The organism is Paenibacillus sp. FSL H3-0286 (genome assembly GCF_045040705.1).
Lineage (GTDB): Bacteria > Bacillota > Bacilli > Paenibacillales > Paenibacillaceae > Paenibacillus_AQ > Paenibacillus_AQ odorifer.
In genome coordinates this window covers 6,985,080-7,006,527 of record NZ_CP150285.1, presented here as the reverse complement: position 1 = coordinate 7,006,527, position 21,448 = coordinate 6,985,080, and the positions used below count along the sequence as shown (strand labels likewise).

Below are 21,448 nucleotides of genomic sequence, written 5' to 3'. Positions count from 1 at the left end.
TGTGCATATTGCACATAATTTATGTTATACTTTATTATGTGCAATATGCACATAATATGGGGTGGAAGAAGGGTGTAAATATGAAGGCAGCAATCGTAAAGGTTAAGGGGACGATTCCCGTAATGGGTCATTTTGATTCCCCCGTTGGGACAGAGGGGCTAGTTATAATTAACGTTACGGCCACAGCCTTGAGTCGAGTTAGCAAGTTCCGTTCAATGGGTATGCACTATTCTTCTGAAGATAACTTTCCAATTGTAGCCGGTATCGACGGTGTAGGAACTTTGAAAGATGGGTCTCGTGTTTACTTTGCGCTGCCTACTGCACCATATGGCAGTTTGGCTGAGCAAACAATTGTCAACGAAAAGCTGACTGTCCGTTTACCAGATGGTATTGATGATCTCACTGCTGCCGCTATCGCCAACCCTGCTATGTCGTCATGGGCTGCATTGGTATTTCGAGCTGATTTTAAATCCGGTCAAACTGTATTGATTAATGGCGCTACTGGTACATCCGGTAGTTTAGCAGTTCAGATTGCTAAGGGTCTGGGGGCCAAGAAGGTCATTGTAACAGGACGCAACGAATTGAAGTTGCAAGCACTTGAAGCTGATGAGGCCATTGCATTTGATATGACAGCCGACAACGGTCAAAAAATGTTTGAAAACGCCCTAATGCCAGTTATTGCTGAAGGTGTTGATGTTATATTGGATTATCTTTGGGGCGACAGCGCACTCGCCATCATGTCAGCTCTTGCTAAGGCGAAAACGGATCGTTCAACCCGTTTTGTAAGCATTGGAACTTCATCTGGCCAAGAAAGCATTCATTTACCTTCATCTCTTTTACGCTCATCAACAATCGAACTCGTAGGTAGCGGAGATAAGAGTGTTTCCAAAGCTGATATGCTATCCGCTGTTAGAGGTGTCTTTGAAATGGCCGCCGAGGGGAAGATAAAAATTAACACAAAAGAGTTCGCTCTAGAAGATATTGAAGAGGCCTGGAATGCCCCGCTAATGCCTCGTCCTGTTGTAAGGGTGAAATAAAATGGAAAACGATATTTTTAAAGCGCTGATCGATTTAGTTTCCATTATCAATAGGCCAGACCGCGATAAGAAGATGATTGCTAATGCTGGCGTAAATTTGGAGGCAGCAACCTTTCGTGTCTTTGTGGGCATCGTGCATCTCCAACCGACTAGTGTTGGTGATTTGGCCGCCATGATGGGAAAAAACTATTCGAGTGTTAGCCGGCAAATCGATAAGTTAGAAAACGCGGGGTTGGTTCATACGTATCCATCAAGTGCAGATTCCCGCATTCGTGTGTCTGAATTGACGAAAAGCGGGGAGGAAATCAATGCAATGATTAGCCTCACCCGTGAACGAATTTTGCATGAAGCTTTGGATGACTGGACTCTGGAGGAAAAAAACAGCTTATTGAATAACTTAAGGCGTTTATTTGAATCGCTGCAAAGATTCGACTAGTTGCAGATTATGACTGTTCACACACAGTTCGATGTTTATTGCGATGGTGGATATTCGGGTAAAAGGAATTACGGATTCAATGGGGAACCATTCTGAAATCGGATTTACGAGGAAGCCGCAAAAATGCTAAAACGCTACTGACACAACGTTGTCAGTAGCGTTTTTGTATATTAGGTGTATAGCGAGTAGCGCATTGTTTTGGAGATAGGTGACCTTGCTCATAATCTTATTATAGAGGTGGAATTTATTCATGAGTAATATCAAATGGGAAGTGGATCCGGACCACAGCTCCGTCGAGTTTTCGGTGACGCATTTAATGATTAATAAAATCAAAGGAGTATTTGAGCGTTTCCAGGCGATTTTAAGTTTTGATCCCAACGAGTTAACGACCATGGGTATTCAGGCTTCCGTAGACGCAAATAGTATCACAACTCGCCAAGCGCAACGAGATGAACATTTGAGGGGCGACGATTTCCTTCATGCTGCCAAGTATCCAACCATTGCATTTCAAAGCACCAACTGTGTCTTTGCTGGTGAGCGGCAATATGAACTTACAGGCAATCTAACTCTGCATGGAGTAACCCAATCTGTTACTTTTCATACTGTTTTTGAAGGACTAAACAAGGACCCCCGCGGACGGGAACGTGTAGGATTTCACTCAACAGCCAGTATTGATCGTAATGAATTTGGATTGAAATTCAACTCGCCTCTGGAAACGGGTGGAATTATAGTCGGAAATGAAGTGAGGATCGAGCTTTATATTGAGGCAATTAAAATAAATTAGTGACCCTAAAGACTATCCTTTTATCGGGATGGTCTTTATTCAAAACTTGCTGTTACAGAAATTGCGCTGAACCGTATTACTAATTAATGTACTCTTGCACCGAGCGGAGAAGCTGCTTGGGCTTTTTTTATGTGCAGAAATGACTAGAAGATGCCTTGACTTATATTTGCATTAAATATTACCTAAATCGTATTTATCGAGCAGGAAATAACAGGAACTAAATTGAAAAAGTATACCCTATAGCAGCACTGACCGGGAGGATGGCATGCAATTTCAACCAATTTATTATAATGGGGAATTATTTCTACCGAAGATCGAATTAAATATGACACCGAATCAATCGGTTGGCATCATAACGGACTTGAAGCGAAAGCAGCTTTTAATGAATCAATTAGGTGATCATTCCCAATATTATTTATTTCGGGCTGGGCAAAACGAGTATATGCGTTTATCGGTGGAGGAACTAATCACTTTTCTAATCAGAATAACGGAGAGGAATGAGCGTGCCGCTTCGTTGATAGATTATTTTGCTTTAAAGGAAGAACGGAAGGTAAAGATCAAGGATCTAAGCTCATCGAAAAGAATGTATGTGACATTGCTGCGTGTATTTTTTGCGCATCAGCCTACACTTGTACTGGAGGAACCCTATTTTTACTTGGAAGAGCAAGATTGTCGTCAACTCAAACGGATTCTTGATGATCTTTCACAAGAAAAGCAGATTTTAATTTTAACTTCGAATTTAGAGGATGCCCTTATTTCCTGTGATGCCATTTATCGGTTGAACGAATCGGGATTTCATCCATTGGATATTCGGGACTTCGACGAGGATAAGCAGGAAGTACAGAAACAAGACGAGGCCAATATAACCTTGCAGAAGATCTCTACCAAAAGAAATGACAAAGTGATTTTATTTAATCCGCCTGAAATTGATTTTATAGAAAGTGTAGAGGGGTCAATCCTTGTTCATGTGGGCGGTGAAAATTATGACTGTGCGCTGACGCTGACCGAGCTCGAGCAGAGATTATTAAATTTCGGTTTTTTTAGGTGTCACCGATCCTATATTGTTAATCTGCAAAAAGTAAGAGAGATTATTACATGGACGAAAAATAGCTACAGCTTGCGATTAAATACAGGTCAAGATGCCGTGGTTCCGTTATCCCGTTCAAAATTGTCTGAATTAAAAGCTCTTCTTAACATTTAAAGGGTACCATTCAGGCGCTTACAGCTACATTTCGGCGCGTTTTGATGGCAGGAAGCATGTAATCTGTATATGTTTAAGCCATCAACACTAAGGATGTGGAGTTAATGAATGTTATCCGGGTAGAACGTATCCGTAAGAGATTTGGAGAAAAAGATGCGTTAGCAGATGTTTCTTTTTCAATTCCTAAGGGTGAAATTTTTGGTTTCCTTGGCCCGAGTGGCTCAGGCAAAACAACATTAATCAAGATTCTAACGGCACAGTTAAATCCGACAAGTGGACAGGCAAGTGTATTTGACCAGCCGGCGGAAATGATGCAGCAGTCTGCTCAGAAGATGCGTTTTGGCATTTTGACGGATAACAGTGGTCTATATGAGAGGTTAAGTATTGAGGAAAATCTGGAGCTGTATCGTAAGCTATATGATCTTCCCAAATCTGCGGTCGACAAGGTGCTGCAGTTTGTAAACTTAAGCGGAGAGCGCAAAAAGAAAGCCAACCTCTTATCCAAAGGGATGCGTCAGCGTGTCATGCTGGCATGCGCGATTATCCATGAGCCGGAATTATTATTTCTGGATGAACCAACTTCGGCTTTAGATCCGGTAAACACAGCACATATTTATAAAGGCTTACGCTACTTAAATGAGAAAGGAACAACGATTTTTCTGACTACGCATGATATGTCTGAAGCAGAATTGATATGCAACCGGGTAGCGATTCTGTATCAGGGACAAATCCAAACCATAGGCTCACCAAAGGAACTTAAGCGGCAGCACCGGGAGAACGTAATTTGTGTGGATTTAATCAATGGGGAAACCTACGAGCTCCCGATCGATGAGGGGACGGCTGATCAAATCGCGGATTGGATGAAGCGGGGGCTAATTGACCGGTTAGAGACGAAAGAACCAAGTCTAGGTGATATTTTTATTAAAATGACAGGAAGTGAGCTACTATGAGTATCTCATACAAACGTGCCCGGGCGATATTTGTGAAGGATTACAAAGAGTTTTCACGTAACTACGCGCTGTCCATTATGCTGATTTTTCCTATTATTATCGCTCTGATTTTCAAGAGGGCAGGTGCGTCTTTACCTGGAGCCAGCGGTTTTCTTTTTAATAGTTCGTTTGTATTGCTAACATGTTTCGCACAAGCCTGCTTGATTGCGGAAGAGAAGGAGCGTAACACTTTACGGTCATTAATGATGACACCGGCTACGACCATGGATGTACTAATCGGTAAAAGCAGTTTGGTCTTTGTCATGTCTGTTGTTGTTCTCGCTATTTCCACATTATTATTTGGCTATGAGCCAGCTAATATATGGGCGTTTGTGGCAGTAATCATTCTTTCGATTATTCTGTACACTGCAGCCGGGACGATCTGCGGCTTATTCTCCAAGACGTTGCTTGAAGCCTCATTATCTATACTCCCTGTGGCGTTCATATTTATGGGGGCACCGTGGGGAGAAGTACTAGCGAAGGATTATCCGGTCTTCAAAGTGCTGGATTACATGCCAAGCAGTCAGCTTGTGCATCTGCTGGGTCTAAGCAATACAGGTTATACGACGGGCGATGTATTGAAACCACTCCTCATTAATTTGGTATGGACGGTTGTGCTAACAGTAGTGTCTGTCATTTTGTATCAGCGGCGGTTGAAGGACGAGTAAGGGAGCTCTGAAGGGACTTTAGCCAGCCTTCGGTGGGTCTTTGGTAGGGTTGAAACAAGCGGCCGACTGAGACTATACGACGATTATTTTCCAATTGAGGCTGTGATGTTGTCATGACGGGGCCTGCCGGGTAATAAAGATGATTAGAACTTTCAAATTTGGCTGATTTTGGATTGGGAGCCAAGGAAACGGGGGGAAAGATCATGGCGGCACAGACAGTATCAGGCATCAGCTCCGTACAGACCATTGCGGCCTACGGCGGTACACAGAGTGATGTCAGTTCTCTGGAGAAACAGCGAAACCGGCTGATGATGGAACTGGATAAAGTGAATGCGGCACAAGGAAGTGAGATGCAGACGCCTTATCGCCGGGAGCAGCTGCAGCGGCAAATCCGGCTGCTGGAGTCCCAACTGGTACAGAAAAGCGGGAGCAGCACCTCCGTAAATTTTGTGCCTGCTTCTCCGCTTCAGGATCACCTCCCCCTTTGGGGAATTGAAGGAAAGGGAGGCCTCAAGGGCATCGGCCTGACTGATCCCCGGACGGCGACGGTGGACGCGGAGGGTCATTTCGACGCGTTAATTTAGGCAAGCGAGCGAAGGTGCGGAAAGCGTCAGGTGATGAACTGACGGCCCATAATCATGAGGCTAGCTGAGCTTCCACCGAGGAGACCAGCAACACGGTAGAAACAACAAAATAGGCGAGAGGGAAGCTTCAACACTTCCTCCTCGCCTACTCGTGTTCATGCAGTTGCTTAGGGTTCAACTACTTTATTCTGGTGTTCCTTGGGTTACCCCATGGATATACGAGAGCGTTGGGGAATCGACAGCCCCTTGTCCCGGATTATAGGTGAAGGAGTACTCGATGGTATCCCCGTGTTGCAGGTGATTCACAGGGTAGGTATAGTTACCGTTCCCTGCCGGGGTCATGGCTACGTTTAGCTGCCCACCGTTATTTAGCTTATAGTGTAAGTCGGCAAAGGTTGCGCCGTTCACATAGAACAGCAGGTCGTCGCCTATTTTCTTCAGACCCCGCACCTCATCGCCGACGATGATAACACCGGATGATGATGCCGGTACAACAGTGATGGTGGAGAGGGCTGTTTTATTGCCGTCGGCTGTTGTAGCCGTTACGGTTGTTGTGCCTGGAGTGAGTCCCGTCACGAGACCGTTCGGATTCACGGAAGCGACGCTGGTACCTGATACGTTCCAAGTGACCTGCTTATTGGTTGCATTAGACGGGGCAATATTGGCGTTCAACTGCACAGTCTGTCCGACTTCCACCTGCGCAGTAGTTTGATTCAGAGAAATACCGGTAACCGGTACGTTTACCGGATTCTCGCTGTTGCCTTCTTTATAGACACGAACATAATCCACTTGCATTGCTGCAGGAATATCGGACGGATCTGGGGTATGGCCGCTGTCGAAGTGCCCGCCGATCGCCAGATTCATAATGATGTAGAAGGGTTGATCGAATGGGGCGTTCGGATTGTTAGGTGCAGCTACGGAATACCATTGATCTCTACTGACTTTAAAGAAGAACTTGCCGTCCACATACCATTTCATATTATCTTCTTCCCAGATCATGGAGTACACATGATAATCATTGGCGAAGGTCTGGCCTTCAGGGAAGTGATATTCACCAGCAATATATCTGTTTACAGGCCATTGTCCGCCAAAGTGTATGGCCCCGCTGGTCGTGCCGGGCAAGCGTCCTTTGGCTTCCATAATATCAATTTCTCCGGATGCGGCCCACGCTCCATAAGCGGCATCTTCCGGAAGCATCCAAAGTGCTGGCCAAACGCCGTTACCTGTAGGCAGCTTAGCACGAATATCTACTCTGCCGTACTGGAAGGACAAGTGATCTTTGGTGTTAATCTTGCCGGATGAGTACTGGGCATACCGGCTTGGGTCCTGTGGAAAGGATTTTGAATCGTTCAAAGCTCTGATATTCAGCTTTCCGTCCTGTACAAATACATTTTGTGTACTGTCTGTATAGTGCTGCAGTTCCGCGTTGCCCCAGCCCCAGCTATTCGGATCGTCAGTAATATAATAACCTTGTTCGTAGCTCCATTTGCTCGTATCGAGCGCTGTTCCGTTAAATTCATCCTGCCAAATGAGATTCATACCCTCTATCGTGGTGTCGTTTGGTGTTCCGATGGCAATGTCATCATGATCGGATACATCCGGACGTGGGGCATCTGGATTACCGATAAAGGTATAGTTGACGTAATTGTTGCCGACACTTCCGCCCGCCTGTCCATTTAATGGATAGCCAATACGGATTTGCACATCCTCTTGGACGGGCTGGAACCAAAGCCCATAGATATAGTCAGCCCAATAGCCCCACTGGTTGGCATCGGACATGTTGTTATAGCCATTGCCGGCGTATACAAATCCGCTTTGGCTGGAATCACTCATAGCAACCCATTGTCCGTTGATGTTAATTTGGTAAACGTAATTTCCTAGCTCAGTGCCTATTGGAGCGCCCCCATCAATTTTGGGTAGCGGGACACCTATTACACCTTTTGCATCTGCGGTAAAGGTCGTTCCCTCATAAGGAGTTAAGACGTATGAATTTCTTACCGGTTTATTAAAGGTGAGGGTATAAACGACGTTAGCCGTTGAGGTTTTCGATTCTAACTTGACGTTGATAGACTCTGTTACGGTGAACCAGTAGCCACCGCCGCCTTCGGTGAATTGTCCGAAGTTGTTATCGTAGATCCAGCCGCTGGCTGCATTATTGTCAATATCAATCCATGTACTGCTGCTTACAGGTTTTACATATACCTTCAGATCTTCAGCTACGGCTTCATAGGTAACAGCCGGATCATTGTTGAAGGTAGGATAAGTAAAGCCTGCACTTCCTGTAAATCCTGCTGTAATCTGCGGCCCTTGTGTAGGGGCCATAGCAGTAATGGTCGTTTTGTTTATGTTTTGAAATACCAGGGTGTAATCAAGTGTAACTCCATTAGCCTTGGAGAATAGCTGAATCTCCGTTGTTGCGGAGAGAGTGAACCAATAGCCATTCAAGCCACCGTCGCTCCAGTGTCCCCAGTTTTGGTTGTAGGTATAGCCGCCTGCATTGTCAATATCCACCCAGTTTCCAGCAACTTTTACTTTTACACCGACGTCATCGGAAACATCATTCCAGGTGGCAGAGCCCCCATTAAATGTAGGCATGACGAAACCATAGCTAGCTTGCCCAACCCCTGATTTTGAGATGACAGGACCGTCTGCTGCTGAAAAGTAAGACATAGAGGTAACTGTGGTTCCTGCTGCCTGCACCTTTGAAGTCGGCAATAGGCCAACCCCAGCTAACAGTACTACTGCTAAGAACAAACTAAATACCTTCTGCTTAAAACCACTCTCCGTATTGTAAAGTCGTTTCATACTTGCCCTCCTTTAATAAAATAATGAAGAAACGAAACCGCTTACATTTAGGGACATCTCTATTCTATCGAATATAATAATCAGCTAAAAGGTACAATTATTTTTGTTCTAACCCAATTTTTTGGCTTTTGATTATTTATAGCGCTGTGTCACGGTACTTTTCCCCGCTGTCGTGCTTCCGGCGCATCATTTGCCGATATTCTGTGGGCTGCATATCCATGACATCCCGAAAGGATCGTGTAAAACTTTTGTAGCTTTCATACCCTACCATGGTGGCTACCTCTACAATTTTATGATCGGTTTCGGCCAGCAGCCGCCGGGCTTTATCCAGGCGCACATCGCGCAAGTATTCTGCAAAGCCTTTGCCGATATTTTTTTTGAACAGGTTAGAAAAATAGGCATAATTAAGCGACACGTGGTTCGATACCATCGCGAGATCCAGGGGTTTATGATAGCTTTCGTGTATAAAGCGTATGGCTTCATTCAAATCTTGCGAGTTGCGATAGCTGCACTTATATTCATAATAAAATTGGTTCAGCCGAAGCAGCTGTTGTTGCAGCGCCTGAATATAATCGCGAATACCCGGATAATCGAATAGATTTCGTAAACATTCGATGTCCAGCGCTTCTTCCCCCATGTACGGGCGGATCACACGTACAGATTCCTCCAGCATCTGTACAATGGCACGGCATAGCTGCTGTGTGTATTGGATGTGATAGCGTTGCAATGTATCTTTGTGAAATATCATAGAAATGCCTTGGGTGATTGTACCGCTGTTTTTGGTGCCGATTAACTGGAACAGGGCATATAACTCTTCATAGGGAAGCTCCCACTGCTGCTCCAGTCGCTCAATATGTGTTGGCAAGATGCAGCTCTTCTCTGGAAACAGGTAACTGTGGCGATAGAGCTCCAACGCTTGTGTATAGCTGCGGGGCAACTCCTTCAATCCTTGCTGCGGGCTGGTCATGGCAGTAATGGCATCTATCTGTCCTGCTTTGAGGGCGGCCGGGAAGGCTCCCGTTTCTACGGCCGCATCAACCGCGAGAATCAGGTACGGGCGGTGTTGCAGGCATATACACCCTCGTCTGCCATACACACGGTAGGCAAGGGATTCCATGCTGTGGCTACTGTCGGCCCCCGGTTGGTTAATCCATAATTCCTCCCGCAGCAGACACAGGCGGTAATTACTCCACAACTCTGGATTCTGTTGCTGGGTCTGGATAACCCACGCCTCATCAATCATTGCACCCTGCATGAACATACTCAGTTCCTTGCGGTCTGTCTCCCGGGCGCGGCGCGAGATATGCTCCATATTACGCGAGAGCGTCTGCCGTGTTTTTATCTCATTCGCTACATGTTCTACTGCGGTTTGCAGATCTTCACGTTTCACAGGTTTGAGCAGGTAGCCCTTTGCTCCAAGTTCGATGGCCTTTTGAGCATAGGCAAAATCACTATAGCCGCTAATAATCAGATAATCTACCTCGATGTGCTTCTGTTTACTCTGCGCCATCAGCGTCAGTCCATCCATATCGGGCATCCTGATATCAGTAATCACCAGTTGGATGTTGTGCTGACTCAATATATCCAAGGCCTCAATTCCGTTTACGGCACAGTAAATATTGTCCAGCTGGAGCGCAAATTGGCGCAGCATAGCCTGCAGCCCATCACGAATGTGCTTTTGATCGTCCACAATTAGAATATTGATCATGCCCTACCATCCTCCAAGATTCACATTTTCCCAAGGCAAACGTATGGTTACACAAGTATAGGCGCCCTGCACACTGTCAATCCAAAGACCGCAGTCCTTACCATAATGAAGCTGTATGCGCTTATGCACGTTCTCCAAGCCCAGTCCGTTTTTGCTGGTAACAATCGGTGAATCTGAGTCGCCCCGCAGCACAGCCTGCAGACTGGACAGCATTTCCGGGTCAATACCTGCGCCATCATCTCGTATCTCAATTAGCAGAAGGCTGTCATTTTCTACCGATACGGTAATTTGGATACTTACGCTGCCGCCCGAGGGCGCTGCATGATGAACGGCATTTTCGACGATGGGCTGCATGCACATTTTAGGGATTGTATAACGCAGTACCTCCTGCGGGAGATCCGCCGTCAACTCAATGCTGCCACCCTCCATAAAGTTTATGAATCGGACATAGCTGTGTATGTTGGCAAGTTCTTCGGTAAGCGCAACCGTATCGCTGCGCCATTGCATACTGTATCGCAGTTGTGAGCCTAAAGACACCAACGCTTCGGCGATAGCCGGCTGTCGCTGAACCTCCGCGAGCATACGGATGGATTCCAGCGCATTATATAAAAAATGTGAATTGATCTGCGAATGCAGCGAGTGCAGTTGTGCATTTTTGGCGATCAGCTGTTTATCTACCACTTGGGTCATCAGATGTTTGATTTCGTCCAACATATTATTGTAGCTGACGGCCACCTCGTCGATTTCGTCACCGGTTTCGTTTTTATCCAGGCCGGTATCAATTTTCGCATCCAGTTGGCCTTGCCGCACCTTGCGCATAGAAACCAGCACCCTGTCGAGCCGGCGGAAAATGCGCCGAGTGGTATGTGAAACGAGCAGTAACATCAGCAGCAATATACACAATGTGATCGCTACTACGAGCAAATACCAGCTTCGTGGGCCTTTCATCAGCGCTTGATGAGAGGCAATATCCACTACATAGGCGTTCAGTGGGGCGATGTAGCGATACAACGCGTAGTAAGTATGGTCGCCTACCTTTACCTTAATGGGGCTACTCTGCTGCAGCACATCCAACCGCTGGTGAATGCTGCCTAGAATTTTATCCAATTCTTCACCGGCATTTTGAGAAAAAATATGCTCAGGATTGTATACCGATCGGGAAGAGTCGGCTCCATCCATCACTACAGAAAAGAAATCTCCCCCGCTATCCTCAAGCAGGTCACTGAAAAAGACGCTATGCTGGGCGCGGATTTCCATAATGGTAGGGAGTTTCTGCTGTTGCCCCTGAAGACGTACCAACCGGTAATAGGATAGCGTATGCTCTCCATCTTTAAAAGCAAATAAGCGGTATGCCGCACCGCCTTCCTCCCGAAGTGTCACCCAGTAGTCCTTCGGCCAGAACTTGTCATAATGGTAGATTTCAGGCCAAATCTCAAATAGGTTTGGATTATCGACATAGAAACTGAGCTCGCTGATCATCTCGTAGCTTTGAATGATATTATGCATTTGCTCAAATTGATTTTGTCTAAATTTTACGAGACGCAGGCCATCCCCGCGCATATTGGAGTGAATAAAATCTACAAATGCCTTTTGATTCAGCGCAGTAGAGGAAGCGTTCTCAAGAATGCCCATTTTGCTGCGCAGCTGTTCGTTAATTCTTGAGACATGGCTGCTGCCGGTAGCCATAGCGTCCTTGTACAGCTGACTTTCCTGTGTGCGGATAAATAAAAAGGATACCACAATCGCAGGGATGGCAATCATCATGCTAAAGGCCAAAAACAATTTTTGGGAGATGCGGGAATTACGGTACAGCTTCTTCATTTTAGTCAGCAGATACTTCATTTAAGCAGCCTCCTACCCTTGTAATATACCATATATTACAAACTGCCCGGTAGGTAACTAGGCTGTTTTGTTAAATGGTTAAAAGAAGCGAAAAAGGGAATACCGGCCACCCTTTCGGTGGCCGGCAGCAATCTTAATACGGGCATTATTACTCTGCCATTTTGGATTTTCGCACATCCAGTTCAGCCTGGCGGTATTCCATCACCTTGCCAAAGCTGTAATTCTCGCGGCGGTCAAGGAAATTGTCGAAGATTTTATCAAATTCAGCCTCATTCTTGGCCGTAATTAGCTCAGGGAGTACTTCCTCCCAATTTTGCGAAATACGGGACCAGGCTACCGACACATCAGAATCGCCCTGTGGATCTAAGCCCTTATAGATACCGCTATCAATATCGGCCTGCATATTGGCGAAGTCTTCCATTTGCTTAATGACAGGAGATTTCTCCGGTCTCCACTGGTTGACGATTACAGGGTTTCGCATCATCCAATAGGTATCCATGATGCCGTATTCTTTCTCCAGCTTCTCAATATCAGTGTCGAGTAATTTTACCATTTCAGGCTTCAGCTGCGGCTTGCCATCTACCATCTCCCATGTTTCGCCTTCCTTGCCAAGGAATAAATCTCGCTGGCCTTCTTCGCTGGCCAGATAGGTCAAAAAGCGGATGGCTCGTTCAGGGTTTTCGGTTGATTTGCTAATCATCGTCACCATCCAGCCGTCCATGTTGCCAGGGAATAACTTAGGGTTATCGCCCTTGCTGTTCTTTGGCCCATCGACTGCGATGTAGTAAGAGTCCGGGTTGCCGCTAGCAGCCAGCATAGGATTGACAGCCGACATACCGGTCCACTCACGGACCATCATGAAATAGCGGGCGTTGTTTGTTTTTTCCTCTACCTGAGTATCGGAATCCACCAGGAAATCCACATTAATCAACCCGCGCTCGTAAGCCGTACGGAAGGTTTTTAGCCAGGCAATATAATCGGGATCGGTAATGCGGTCGTATACTTTTCCGTCTTTCTCATGCGGTACGGCCAGTAGGTTCTGCAGATATTCGGTCATCCCGTAAGGGACGTTCCCTTGTGCAAAAAAGGGACTGATGGGCTGGCCTTTATATTGGGAGTACTTATCCTTTACCAGTTGCAGTGCGTTCAGAAAGCCCTCTGGAGTGCTAATGTTCGGGCTGCCCATCTCCTCATACAAATCTTTCCGCACCAGGAAAGTCTGGTTGGCGGCCGTCATGCCAGTTTCATGCATCAGGTTGGGGCTATATGAATCATTCGGAACGCCATAGGTATTGCCATTTTCTTGACGATACCACTTCAGTGTACCGTCCCCCGCCACCTTGAAGAAGTAAGGGTCATACTTGTCAGCTAATTCATTTAAGGCGTAGACATGATCGCCTTCCCACAGCTTTTTGACAGCGGTTTCCCACGAACCCATTGATATCAAGTCTGGCAGCTTGCCCGAGGTCATCATTAGGGTAATATGCTCATTCGCTTCACCGGAAGGTACCTCAAGCTTGATGTTTACGCCTGTTTTTTCCGTTACGTACTTGGAGGTCAAGCTGTCTCCCCAAGTGTGGGCATACCAGTTAGCACCTACGAACCAGGTCAAATCAACAGGGCTGGTATCCAGCTTCCATGCCGGATCATCGGGATTGAGCTTTGCTTCACTCTGCGGCGGCTGTGTACTATCTGTAGGCTGTGGTGTTGGCTTATTTTCACTATTCGCTGAATTGGAACACGCGGCTATGCCTAGCATCAGGCTTGCGGCCAGAACGAGGGTCAACCCCGGCTTAATCAGATTGCGTTTCATGACATTATCATCCTTTCTTTGCTGCTTCTGAATTTTTGTATACCAGTTTCTAGACACTCACACTCTTATCCCTTAATGGCGCCAATCATCACGCCTTTGACCAGATAGCGTTGAATGAAAGGATAGACTATCAGAATAGGCAGTGTGGCCACCATCATGGATGCAAATTTAATAGAGTTGCCGGGAAGTCTTGCGCCGAATTGCGCCATAGCTTGCTGCTGCATGAAGGACATAGAGTTCTCCGCAATGATTTTGTACAGCATGGTCTGCAGTGGCAGTAATTCCTGCGAACGGATGTAGATGACCCCCTGGTAATAATCATTCCAATGATAAACGGCTGAAAAAAGCGATATAGTCGCAATGACAGCCATGCTATTGGGCAATACGATTCTGAACAGGACACCATAGTCTGAAGCACCGTCTACTTTCGCAGATTCCTCCAGGCTGTCAGGTATGGTGCGGAAGAAGCTCATGAAAATGACCATATTAAAAAAAGTGTACATAGAGGGAATGATGAATATCCAAAAATTATCATATAATCCCAGCTTCGTCATCAGAATAAATGTAGGGATCAGCCCGCCTGAGAACAGCATCGTAACCAATGCGATTTTAAGATACAGCTTGCGTCCGATTAGATTAGACTTGCTCATTCCGTAAGCAATAATGGCGGTAAACAACACATGCGTTGCTGTCCCGATCACTGTGCGCAGAGTGGTAATGTAAAAACCGTTCATCATTGTCTTATCATTGAACACAACACTATAGCTGGCCAGCGATAATTCTTTGGGAAACCAGTTGACGGTGCCCAGGGATGCCTGCTGCGGCGCATTAAGCGAGTTAATGAATACAAACCACATCGGGTATAGTGTTAAAAAGCAAACCGCCAGCATCAGCAGGGTGTTGCAGACCTCAAATACTCCAATTTGCCGAAATCTTTTGCGTCTTTCCATACCTCTGTCCTCTCCTTTCTAAAAAATGCTGTCGCCGGTTAGTTTTTTGGATGTGTGATTGGCCAAAAACAACAAACCTAGCGCCACAATAGAGCGGGCGAACAGGACGGCTGTTGAGAAGGAATGGCGCCCGGAGACCAACCCCATGTTGTAGATATACAAGTCTAGGCTTTCCGCCATCCTCATGTTCATATTGTTCTTCAACATAAAGATCTGCTCAAAGTTACTGCCGAGTATCCCGCTGACAGCGAGGATGAACAAAATAGCGATGGTGGGGCGTATGCTCTGAATGGTGATATGCCACATCCGTTGCCGCCGGTTTGCGCCATCCAGCTCAGCCGCTTCGTACAGCCCCGGATCAATGCCGGATATTGCCGCTATGTAGATAATGGCGCTCCAGCCGGTTTCTTTTAACGTATCGGTGAAAAAGGTGATCCACCAAAAGTACTTAGGGTCGCTGTTAAACAGAATTTCGCGTTCCTGGAGCCCGATCGCCATCATCAACTGATTGATCACACCGCCCTCGCCCAGCCAATTGAGTGCAATGCCGCCAAAAATCGTCCAGGCAATAAAGTGCGGCAGGTACGAAATGGTTTGTACCGTTCGCTTAAAACGAAGACTCCGTATTTCATTCAGCAGCAAGGCAAACAAGATGGGAATGGGAAAACCCAAGACCAGCTTGATGCTGCTCATCCCCAGAGTATTGCGAATCGAACGCCAAAAACGCTCATCCGTCAAAAAATCCTGAAAATGCTTCAGCCCGACAAACGGTGATTCTAGTAAGGGTTTGGCGATGCTGTAGTCCATAAATGCAATAATGAGCCAAAACATAGGGATATAACAAAAGATAAACATCCAGATGATTCCCGGGATAACCATGCTTTGCAATTGCCACTGCTTAAAAAGCGCTTTCATTTGTTCCGTTCTGTATTGGAACATTTTCCGTGCCCCCTTTCTATTTCATCGTATGAAAAAGCGTATAGGAAAAAAAGCCCATGATTATCGACCCTATCCCATTTTTTTAGATTTGTTTGACCAGCCGCAAAAATTAAGTATGCTGTGATTAAATGAAGGGAGTGTGCAAAGGATGAATAAACCTATATGGGAACAGAATTTCTTAGATAGAAATGCCGATATGAAGCTATGGAATATCCGCCTTGGCAACGACTTATTAGATAATGAAGGTAATCCCATAGACCCAGGTTGGGGCAACGGAGAGCAGCAGTATTACACGGATCATTCCAGCAATCTGTATATCGATGAATTTGGCTTAAATCTGTGCGCACGCAGTGAATCCATTGGAAAGGATGGGCGCAATTTTGCATATACCTCGGCTCGTTTGGATACAAAGGACCATTTTTCCTTTTGCTATGGGAAGTTAGTTGTGCGTGCAAAGCTGCCGGTGGGGCAAGGGGTTTGGCCTGCCATCTGGTTGCTTCCGCAGGAACAGGCTTACGGACCTTGGCCAGCTTCCGGCGAGATTGATATCATGGAAGCCAAAGGCCGCTTGCCTCAGCAAATATCCGGAACACTGCACTACGGAAAGGATTGGGAACATCAAATCGTCGAGGAGTTCTCGCACCATTTTGAAAGCGGAACCATTAATGAATTCCATGATTATGCACTGGAATGGACCGCCAGTTCGATTCGATGGCTGGTAGACGGACATTGCTTTGCCGAGCGCTGCTTGGAGCCAGGGGTTATGCCCTTTAACGAGTCATTTTATCTGGTGCTGAACCTTGCAGTGGGCGGCTGGTATGACAATGTAGCGGTTGACGAGGCTGTACTGCCAGCGGTGATGACGGTTTCAGGGATATGGCTGTACCCATAATTAAGAATCTTTGTGAGGCTCTATTATCGATTTTCAATACCTACATCCCATCTGGTAGAATAGGGAAAACCATATTTCTCTATATTCTAGTAACTTGATTATAAGCTTGGGAGGTAGACCATGGACAAAGAACTAATCGCACAGCTGACACAGTGGCATGAAGATGATGAACACCAGAAGATTGTAGACACTCTGATGGAGATTCCTCCAGCGGACAGAGATTACGAGATGGTCAGCAGTCTGGCAAGAGCGTATAACAATTTGGAACGTTATGAAGAAGCCCTTGAACACTTCGCGAAGATTGCGGAACAAGGACAGAATGATTATCTGTGGCATTTTCGTGTGGGATATTCCTACTATTATTTGAATCGATATGAGGAAGCGGTGAGAGTGCTGGGTATTGCCCATGACCTCGATCCGGATGATGAGAATACGGCCATGTTTCTGAAATTCAGCCAGCGCAAGCTACGCAAAGAACAACACGCCGCAGCCAGACAGGCAATCAGAGAGCAACATAATGATTCGGGGACGACTGCAACTCCTTTTGAAGGGATGGACCTCTCCGAATTTTGGAAAGATAGCGATTATGCGCTAAAAGAATATGTTTCGGCCCCGCCTACGGATGAGCTGATTGCTTCTGTAGAAGAAGAACTGGGTTACAAGCTTCCTGCCTCTTATATCAGTCTGATGAAGCAGCACAATGGGGGAGTGCCTTATAATACTTGTTTTCCTACGGAGGATGCGACCTCATGGGCTGAGGATCATATTGCGATTACGGGCATTATGGGCATCGGACGTGAGAAAAGCTATTCACTCTGCGGCGATCTCGGCAGTCCGTTTATGATTGAGGAGTGGGGATACCCTGACATTGGCGTGGTAATTTGCGATTGCCCTTCGGCAGGTCATGATGTCGTGATGCTGGATTACCGGAATTGCGGGAAGGACGGTGAACCCGAGGTGATTCATGTGGATCAGGAAGATAATTATGAGATTACATTTCTGGCCCCAGACTTCGAGACGTTTATACGCGGCCTGGTGAGTGATGAAGAATACGACACCTCTGAAGAAGATAAAGAGGAGGATTTGCGCAAAGTAGCCGTAGGCCAATTCTCACCATTGCTTGCGAAGCTGTGCAGCCATGTGTCTGAAGTAGATCAGCTTGAGCAGAAGATCCGTAAAGTATGTACCCGAATCGTTGAAGAGAAGGGACACTTCTCCTTTCATGCGGATGAGCTTTCTACTCTGATGTATGATGTGCAGTTCTGGCTATACACAAGCTCTTATCCAAATACGAGCCGTCAACAATATCTGGATGTATATGAAGAAATGATTGCTTTTGGCGGCGAGTTCGGCCAAGGAGGGTATGCTCCCGGCTGGATCAGCGATTGGCTGGATGGCCGAATACGGGAAGGACTGATCGTTCAGGAAAACGGGGTGCTTAGCTTCACAGATCAAGCCGGCTCAGAGGTCATTACACGGCTGGAAGCGGAAGCTGCAAAATAGGAGACGTTGATGTGGGATTTATTCCCGTGCGGTGCTCGATTGATCACGATAGTATTCAAGGGTCATCCCACAAGGGATGGCCCTTAAACTTGCCGTTTCAGACAGTGCAATCCGCATAATAAGCGAAAGAAAATTAAAGCGCTTACTCGTGAGTGTTTATATAAAAATGTAATTATTAACATTTTTCGACAACATTCACCTTACTTTTACATGGTAGTTATGATATATTCTGGGCGAATATGGATAACAAAAAAGAGAAAGGGGAATGAGTATGGAAGCGTTGGTGTGGACATCCAATCATAAGCTGGAGCTCTGCGAATGGGAAGAGCCGCAGATTGCAGCACCGGATGAAGTCAAGATCCGGATTGAGATGACAGGTGTATGTGGAACAGATTTAGCAGTCATAACTGGGAAAGAGGAGGGGGTTCCAGGGGTCATTCGTGGTCATGAGGCAGTAGGGACTGTAATCCAAATCGGCAGCAACGTTGACCGTGTTAAGGTAGGCGACCGCGTAGTTATCGATCCGAATCAAAGCTGTGATGTATGCTATTTTTGCTTGAAGAAACAGCCGCACCTCTGTACGGGCATCGATGGAAATGGGATGCCTATTGCGGGTTTGAATCGAAATGGGACATTCACTTTTTTTTACTCAACTGCACAAACGTTTGCACACCGTCTTCCCGATCATATGAGCTGGGAGACGGGGGTTTTGATTGAGCCGCTTGCCTGTGTACTGCACAATTTCAAAGAAGCTAATGTCACAGCAGACGACAAGGTACTCATTCTTGGATCGGGTCCAATGGGACTGTTAAGCCAAATTGTGAGCAAGTCGAAATCTGCGCTCACGGTAGCGACTGAAGTTAATCCCTATCGGCTAGCTTTTGCCAGAGAGATCTCAGATTTTGCTCTAACCCCTGCCCAATTAAATCAAGCTACCGTAGACAAAATCTGTGGGGGACATAAGTTTGATGTGATTATCGATACGGTGGGCACTCAACTCGAAATGGCGGAAAAGTGGATTGAACGTGGAGGCCGCATCGTTCCTTTTGGTATTAATGCGAAGTATCGCTACACCTTTTCCCCTACCAAATTCGTGCAGCATGCAATAAAAATTATAGCAGCAGGTGAATACCGCTACATTTTCGAGGAAGCTTTGCGGTTTGCCGCTGAAACTCCTGAAATGGAGAAACTAGTAACTAGAAAAGTTAAGCTCAGTCAGCATGAAGCAGCGATAGATGAGTTAATCGGCTATGAATTGAACTCTTTGAAGGTGGTTGGGAGTGAAACCGTAAAGACGGTTTTTGTTCCCTAAACGTAAGACTACAATCAATGAGAGGTGGCACTGTTGATGAGCAATGATAGCAAATTCAGATTAATTCAAGATTACTTGTCTACACAAAAGGCCAAAGAGGTAGAGCCAATTTGGATACCCGCAGTGTGGAATGAGTGCCAATATGAACGTGTTCTCTTAGAAAAAGAGGGTGAAATTTGTGTACACCCGTATGATTTTTTGACTGATCATTTGAATTATGTGGACAGGCTTTCGTGGAGATATCTGCTTAAGGAACGCATAAATCTGGACGATAGCGCGATCTATTCTTCGCTTATTCGCTATTCTACGGCTTGGGATTATAACCATGACGGAAAAATTGAATCGGGTACTTTTTTAAGATTCTTTATTCTTCTGCCTCTGCTAAAGAAAATGGGCATCAATATTCTGTACATGCTTCCAGTTAACCAGTACAGCAAGTTGAATCTGAAGGGGGATATTGGGTCCCCTTACGCAGTGCAATCGTTATTCCATTTGGACGAGAACCTGCACGATAGCCTATTGGATGATATGGAGGAGTTTACGATCCACGATGAGCTCAGCGCTTTGGTAGAGGCTTGTCATTTACTTGATATTAAGACTGTTGTTGATTTCATTCCCCGTGTGACGGCGAAAAACAGTGTGTTCATTACCGAGCATCCTGAATGGGTGTATTGGATCAAAATGGACGAATTAGAAGGCTTTGCGCCGCCCGCGATTCCCCAGCTTGGATTTTTTGAGGAGTGTACGCCGGACAAATTGGAGACGGTCTACCGCAGCCAGGAGACAGCAGTATTTCTGCGGAAGTTCACGCCACCGCCCAATGAACTCCATCCAATTCTTTGGCAGCACTTAAAGGAGAAAGCTGCTAAAACTGGAGATGAGCTATTAACTTTGGTGGAGCAAGAGATGGGGATAACGACTGCTCCAGCGCATTCGGATTGGATAAATGATGTGCAGCCGATTTGGACAGACATTACGTTCTTACGCCTCTACAAGGATTTCTCTCCGCAAGTGAGACATCTTATAAGTCCCGATCAGGCGCCATATGTCCTTTTTGATACGATTAAATGCAATGACTACCCGGGAGAGGAGCCGAATCTGGAGCTGTGGGATGTTCTGGAGGAGGCAGTACGGGTTAATCTCGAAAAATATGGGATTGACGGCTTCCGCATCGACATCGGACACGTGCTTCCTATTCCGTTGTTGACTCGTATTTTTGACACGATTAAAGAGATGAATCCAAATGCGATCTTAATCAGCGAAGATTTGTTCAATCGCAACCACAAGAAGGCAGCAAACACCGGCTATAACATTATGCTTGGCAGTGGATGGAACGTCATGACACAAATTACTAAAGACAATCTCGTTTCATTCTTAGAAGAGCTGCCTGAGTTGAATATTCATGTGTTTGCCTGTGCAGAAACAGCAGATACTCCTCGGATCACCAGCCGTGGCGGTGTTGAGGTTGCTCGGATGATTGCGGTATTTAATCAATTTCTTCCGAACGCAATTCCATACGTGACGACGGGTTATGAAATGAATGAGGAGCAGCCGCTCAACTGTGGTCTTGGAGACAACACGAACGGAGAGGAGATTTCCCGAGCTTTTTTTAACGTCATGCAAATTAATTGGACCAATCCTACACCGATGCTGCCGCTGTTGGCGGAGCTAAGTGAACTCAAGAGAGATTGGCGCCACCTAGTGAAGCCGGAAAACTTTTTCGTGGCTCAATCCCCGGAAGGTATTGTTCTGTATGGGTATATGCATGGAGATGAAACGCTGCTGTGCTGCTTTAACTTGAGTGCTGCTGCTTTCTGCCAAGTTGATTTGAAGGTTGCCGTACCTGGCCGATGCCCAATGACGGTAACACTGGATAGTTCCTTAACGGGTAGCAGCGTAGGTCAGGCGTTCGATTGCTTGCTGCTTGCGCCTAATCAGGCTTTAGTGCTCGTAAACAGTCATAGACAATTTAGGTAAGGGAGAGA

17 protein-coding genes are annotated in these 21,448 nt (G+C 46.2%); 11 read left to right on the top strand and 6 right to left on the bottom strand.

Annotated features, from left to right (window positions below; translation table 11 throughout):
- Positions 1-80 precede the first annotated feature (80 nt).
- The 7 genes from MHB37_RS31210 to MHB37_RS31180 all read left to right on the top strand — a co-directional run bounded on the left by MHB37_RS31210 (position 81) and on the right by MHB37_RS31180 (position 5,699).
- The gene (locus tag MHB37_RS31210) at positions 81-1,037 is read left to right on the top strand and encodes a zinc-binding alcohol dehydrogenase family protein (protein ID WP_339245549.1); all 957 of its coding nucleotides are present in this window, start codon (positions 81-83) and stop codon (positions 1,035-1,037) included.
- 1 nt (position 1,038) lies between these two features.
- Positions 1,039-1,473 carry a MarR family winged helix-turn-helix transcriptional regulator gene (locus MHB37_RS31205; protein WP_036682401.1) on the top strand — a complete coding sequence of 145 codons (435 nt, stop codon included), beginning with the start codon at positions 1,039-1,041 and terminating at the stop codon, positions 1,471-1,473.
- A 250-nt stretch (positions 1,474-1,723) separates the two neighbouring features.
- Entirely contained in the window at positions 1,724-2,257 is a 534-nt protein-coding gene (locus tag MHB37_RS31200) for a YceI family protein (protein ID WP_405168825.1), read from the top strand.
- A gap of 265 nt (positions 2,258-2,522) precedes the next feature.
- The gene (locus MHB37_RS31195; protein ID WP_076181756.1) at positions 2,523-3,458 is read left to right on the top strand and encodes a LytTR family transcriptional regulator DNA-binding domain-containing protein; all 936 of its coding nucleotides are present in this window, start codon (positions 2,523-2,525) and stop codon (positions 3,456-3,458) included.
- A 104-nt stretch (positions 3,459-3,562) separates the two neighbouring features.
- Entirely contained in the window at positions 3,563-4,408 is an 846-nt protein-coding gene (locus MHB37_RS31190; RefSeq protein WP_076274868.1) for an ABC transporter ATP-binding protein, read from the top strand.
- Positions 4,405-5,115, top strand: a complete 711-nt coding sequence (locus MHB37_RS31185) for an ABC transporter permease (protein WP_076124278.1) — start codon at positions 4,405-4,407, stop codon at positions 5,113-5,115. Before MHB37_RS31190 ends, MHB37_RS31185 begins: the two co-directional genes overlap by 4 nt.
- A gap of 203 nt (positions 5,116-5,318) precedes the next feature.
- Entirely contained in the window at positions 5,319-5,699 is a 381-nt protein-coding gene (locus MHB37_RS31180) for a FlxA-like family protein (protein ID WP_076124277.1), read from the top strand.
- A gap of 183 nt (positions 5,700-5,882) precedes the next feature.
- Here the strand turns inward: MHB37_RS31180 and MHB37_RS31175 are convergent, their stop codons facing one another.
- The 6 genes from MHB37_RS31175 to MHB37_RS31150 all read right to left on the bottom strand — a co-directional run bounded on the left by MHB37_RS31175 (position 5,883) and on the right by MHB37_RS31150 (position 15,756).
- Complete coding sequence (locus MHB37_RS31175) at positions 5,883-8,504, bottom strand: family 16 glycosylhydrolase (RefSeq protein WP_076124275.1); 2,622 nt, start codon at positions 8,502-8,504, stop codon at positions 5,883-5,885.
- Positions 8,505-8,640: 136 nt separating this feature from the next.
- Entirely contained in the window at positions 8,641-10,212 is a 1,572-nt protein-coding gene (locus tag MHB37_RS31170) for a response regulator (RefSeq protein ID WP_076124273.1), read from the bottom strand.
- A gap of 3 nt (positions 10,213-10,215) precedes the next feature.
- A complete protein-coding gene (locus MHB37_RS31165; RefSeq protein WP_076124271.1) occupies positions 10,216-12,054 on the bottom strand; it encodes a sensor histidine kinase in 1,839 nt (612 codons plus the stop codon).
- A 148-nt stretch (positions 12,055-12,202) separates the two neighbouring features.
- Positions 12,203-13,867, bottom strand: a complete 1,665-nt coding sequence (locus tag MHB37_RS31160; protein WP_076124269.1) for an extracellular solute-binding protein — start codon at positions 13,865-13,867, stop codon at positions 12,203-12,205.
- A gap of 65 nt (positions 13,868-13,932) precedes the next feature.
- Positions 13,933-14,817, bottom strand: coding sequence for a carbohydrate ABC transporter permease (locus MHB37_RS31155; RefSeq protein ID WP_038573901.1), 885 nt, complete (start codon positions 14,815-14,817; stop codon positions 13,933-13,935).
- 18 nt (positions 14,818-14,835) lie between these two features.
- Positions 14,836-15,756 carry a sugar ABC transporter permease gene (locus tag MHB37_RS31150; RefSeq protein WP_076124267.1) on the bottom strand — a complete coding sequence of 307 codons (921 nt, stop codon included), beginning with the start codon at positions 15,754-15,756 and terminating at the stop codon, positions 14,836-14,838.
- Between the two features lie 148 nt (positions 15,757-15,904).
- Between MHB37_RS31150 and MHB37_RS31145 the strand changes: the two genes are divergently transcribed.
- The 4 genes from MHB37_RS31145 to MHB37_RS31130 all read left to right on the top strand — a co-directional run bounded on the left by MHB37_RS31145 (position 15,905) and on the right by MHB37_RS31130 (position 21,440).
- Entirely contained in the window at positions 15,905-16,648 is a 744-nt protein-coding gene (locus tag MHB37_RS31145) for a glycoside hydrolase family 16 protein (RefSeq protein WP_405168824.1), read from the top strand.
- A 120-nt stretch (positions 16,649-16,768) separates the two neighbouring features.
- Entirely contained in the window at positions 16,769-18,151 is a 1,383-nt protein-coding gene (locus MHB37_RS31140; protein WP_405168823.1) for an SMI1/KNR4 family protein, read from the top strand.
- A gap of 265 nt (positions 18,152-18,416) precedes the next feature.
- The gene (locus tag MHB37_RS31135) at positions 18,417-19,463 is read left to right on the top strand and encodes a zinc-binding dehydrogenase (RefSeq protein WP_405168822.1); all 1,047 of its coding nucleotides are present in this window, start codon (positions 18,417-18,419) and stop codon (positions 19,461-19,463) included.
- A gap of 36 nt (positions 19,464-19,499) precedes the next feature.
- Positions 19,500-21,440: an alpha-amylase gene (locus tag MHB37_RS31130; RefSeq protein WP_312147335.1), complete on the top strand. Its 1,941-nt coding sequence runs from the start codon at positions 19,500-19,502 to the stop codon at positions 21,438-21,440.
- The last annotated feature ends 8 nt before the right edge of the window (positions 21,441-21,448 follow it).